We start from the raw sequence: 3,391 nt of genomic DNA, 5'->3' as shown, positions 1-3,391 counted from the left end.
CGGTGTTACGCAGCCGGGAAACCACGTGGCGATGATTGGCACCAGCATGTGCTGGGGTTATCTGAACCAGCACGTGGATGCACGCCACGGTCTGGTCAGCATGCCGCACGTTTATAACGGTCAAAAAGACCTGTACATCTTCGGTGGTGCAATCACCGCCGGCGCTTCCATCAGTTGGTTTCGCGAGCAGTTCTGTCAGGCCGAAGAACTGCAGGCGCGCGAGAGCGGCGAAGACAGCCATGTATTGCTTGAACGCTTGGCGCAGAAGATTCCGGCGGGCAGCGAAGGCTTGCTGTTCTTGCCGTACCTGATGGGCGAGCGCAGCCCTATCTGGGACGCCAAAGCCAGCGGTAGTTTTGTCGGATTGACCCTATATCACAGCCGAATTCATCTGTATCGAGCGGTGTTGGAAGGGGTGAGTTTTGCCCTTCGGCACAATATTGAAGCCGGGGCGCGGGGCGCCCATTCGTTGGACCCACGGTTGATCGTGGTGGGCGGCGCCAGCCATTCGGACCTGTGGATGCAGATCATCGCCGACATCACGCATTACCCGGTCTACACCATCGTTCAAGACGTTGAAGCTGCGATTGGCGCCGCCCTGTTGGCTGCGCACAGCGTTGGTCTGGTGGATGACCGACAGGTCGATGAAGGCTGGATCGAGTTACGCCTGCGGGCCGAACCGAAAGCCGCCAATGTTGCGTGTTACGACGCAGCGTTTGCCGACTACCTGAACCTGTACCCGGCCCTCAAACCGATCATGCATCGCCTTCAGCAGGCATGACCACGTCTGATATGTGCTCGGGGATCGTTGTATCGCCAAAATCCCGGTAGGAGCGAACTTGTTCGCGAAGAAGCTGACTCGGTATACCTGACACACCGCAGCGCTCAAAAATTCGCGAACAAGTTCTCTCCCACAGAGTTTGGATATTTTTATTCAGTAGAACCACTCAGAGGTCTGCGTAATGGATCGGATGTATTTCGACTTTAGTGATCAGCGCGTACTGGTCACCGGTGCCAGTAGCGGCATCGGCTGGGAGGTGGTTCAGCAACTGCTGGCGGCGGGGGCCGAAGTGTTTGCTATTGGCCGCGAGCCCAAGGCCTTGGAGCAGTTGCAAGGGTTGAATTGCCACGTCCTGAGGCTGGACATCGCCGACAGTGCTGCGCTGGAGTTAGCTCTGGAGACGCTTCCGGCCATGCACGGGTTGGTCAATTGCGCCGGGATCGCCAGGCTTGAAGCGGCCGACTCGGTCAGCGCAGGTTCGTTCGATCAGGTGATGGCGGTGAATGCACGCGCTGCGGCCATTGTCGCTGGCCGGGTAGGCAAACGCATGATCGCCGAGGGCATCGCCGGGAGCATCGTCAACGTCTCAAGCCAGGCGTCATTGGTCGCACTGGATGATCATCTGAGTTATTGCGCGTCGAAAGCCGCGCTGGATGCCATGACCCGGGTGCAATGCGCTGAATGGGGCAAGTTCGGGATTCGGGTCAACAGTGTCAACCCTACGGTAACCCTGACGCCCATGGCCCAGCAGGTGTGGAGCGCCCCGGAAAAACGTGACCCTGCGTTGGCGGCAATACCCTTGGGACGCTTTGCCGAAACGCCAGAAGTCGCTAGGCCGATCCTGTTTCTGCTCAGCGAAGCCGCGTCGATGATCAGCGGGGTCAGCCTTGCCATCGACGGCGGCTACACCAGCCGCTGAGTACCGGTTTGCAACTCACCGACGATCACCACTTGTTCCTGAGGCGCATGCGGTTGGTGCATGCGTTTGAGCAGCAAGCGCACAGCACTGGTGCCCGCCAACTCGGCATCATGGGCGATGCAGGCAATGGGTACGCCGAAGATGTCCGCGAACGGCAACCGGTCGATGCCACAGATAACCACGCTGTCGTGGGCAATATTCATATCGCGCAAAGCGCTCATGGCGCCCAGCGTGATCAATTGGTTGAAACCGAAAATAGCGTCAGGTCGGTTATGTTTCAAGTAGGCAAGGGTGGCTTGATGCGCCGGCTCAAGGGTGTAATCCCCTGGATAGACCGCGAGTTGAATTGGCTTGCCGTGGCTTTCAAGACCCGCGCGAAAGCCCTTCAAACGCTGTTCGCTGATCTGCGAATGTTCTGGCCCGGTCAGCACTAGCAGTTGTTCAATCGCCGGATTCTGTTGCAGCAAATAACGCGCGCCCTTGAAACCACTTTGATAATTGTCCAAGGCCACGCGGCTGAAGGGGCTGTTGTGCAACACCCGGTCGAGCAACACCACCGGGGTTTCGCCTGAGTTCAAGCGCGATAGATAAGCAGGTTGATAAGCGGGTTCGTCCGAGACCGGCGACAAGATGATCCCGGCCACGCGGTAACTCAGCAGGGTCTCCACGGCCTTGGTTTCCAGCTCGTCCAAACCGTCAGTGTCGACCAGCATGATGGTGTAACCGTGCTTTTTCGCTTCACGGGAAATTGCCTTGATCATCACGCTGTAAAACGGGTTATCCACAGACGCGGTGATCACGCCGAGGATCAGACTCTGGCTGCTCTTCAGGCCGCGTGCAAAAGCGTTCGGCACGTAATCGAGCTCACGGGCCACCTCAAGGATAAGCGCCAAGGTGGCGGGTTTGACCAACTCTGGTTTGTTCAACGCGCGCGACACCGTGGTCGGCGTCATGTTCACCCGCTTGGCGATGTCGCTGATGCTGACAGGGATTTTTTTCATTGAGTCGCTTGAGAGAAAAGGAAGGTCTGGGTACTTCTACGAGTGTACCCAGACATGACCGTTACCACTATCAATCAGGCAGCCACGCAGATAACCAATTATCGAGGTGCTTCCCGTCGAGCATCCAGTTGTCAGAGACCTGGCGCTGCAGTTCATCACCCATGAGTTCAGCAGCGTCAATGTCATTGATGTGGGCACGGATCGCCTCGACCCAGTCCGCAGTGGTGTTTTTGACCCGCGTAACGTTTAGGCCGTCCTGGAAGCAGCGCAGATCGCTGCAAATGACCGGTATTCCAAAAGCGCCGTACCTCAAGACCTGCAGGTTGCTTTTGAATTCATTGGACCGTGTTTGTTTGAGCGGTACCAATGCCAGATCGAGATTCAAACTTGCCAGCGCTACGGGGTAAAAATCGACAGAAGGTTCGGGCTGCGGGTCGTGAATGTAGGGGCTGATTTCTTCTGGGCACGTCCCCATGAAGACCCATTCGACTTCATTGGCGAGGATTTTGAACACCTCTGCCACCACTTGCAGGTCATCCGATTGCCTGGTGTCACCCGTCCAGCCAACTCGCGGTTTTCTGCCTCGGCGGCGTAGCGATTCATGCCCCAGCCACCAGTCCCGGGCAAGGCGATCTTCCACGATCCGGATATTAGAGTGCATGCTCGACAGCGCATCGGCGAGTGCTGCCG

Annotated in this window: 3 protein-coding genes and 1 pseudogene; 2 read left to right on the top strand and 2 right to left on the bottom strand. The window is 57.5% G+C overall.

Annotated features, from left to right (window positions below; all coding sequences use genetic code 11):
- Together M0974_RS12090 and M0974_RS12085 are read left to right on the top strand one after the other, a co-directional pair.
- Window positions 1-781 (top strand): FGGY-family carbohydrate kinase (locus M0974_RS12090; RefSeq protein WP_297836516.1); only part of this gene is annotated, 781 nt, incomplete at its 5' end.
- 181 nt (window positions 782-962) lie between these two features.
- A complete protein-coding gene (locus M0974_RS12085; RefSeq protein ID WP_297836515.1) occupies window positions 963-1,700 on the top strand; it encodes an SDR family oxidoreductase in 738 nt (245 codons plus the stop codon).
- On the opposite strand, the gene M0974_RS12080 is transcribed toward M0974_RS12085, so the two are convergent.
- Both M0974_RS12080 and M0974_RS12075 read right to left on the bottom strand, forming a co-directional pair.
- The gene (locus M0974_RS12080) at window positions 1,685-2,701 is read right to left on the bottom strand and encodes a LacI family DNA-binding transcriptional regulator (RefSeq protein WP_297836514.1); all 1,017 of its coding nucleotides are present in this window, start codon (window positions 2,699-2,701) and stop codon (window positions 1,685-1,687) included. The two genes, M0974_RS12085 and M0974_RS12080, sit on opposite strands and share 16 nt — an antisense overlap.
- Window positions 2,702-2,771: 70 nt before the next feature.
- Window positions 2,772-3,391: pseudogene (locus tag M0974_RS12075) on the bottom strand (hypothetical protein); the annotation flags it as partial.

The organism is Pseudomonas sp., from assembly GCF_026224925.1.
In the GTDB taxonomy this organism is placed as follows: Bacteria; Pseudomonadota; Gammaproteobacteria; order Pseudomonadales; family Pseudomonadaceae; genus Aquipseudomonas.
The sequence above is the reverse complement of the archived record's forward strand: the minus strand, read 5'-3'. Positions and strand labels throughout refer to the sequence as shown.

Bases quoted from the DNA above. Each gene is read 5' to 3' on its own strand.
- M0974_RS12080 (WP_297836514.1), bottom strand. From the start codon at position 2,701: ATGAAAAAAATCCCTGTCAGCATCAGCGACATCGCCAAGCGGGTGAAC.
- M0974_RS12085 (WP_297836515.1), top strand. From the start codon at position 963: ATGGATCGGATGTATTTCGACTTTAGTGATCAGCGCGTACTGGTCACC.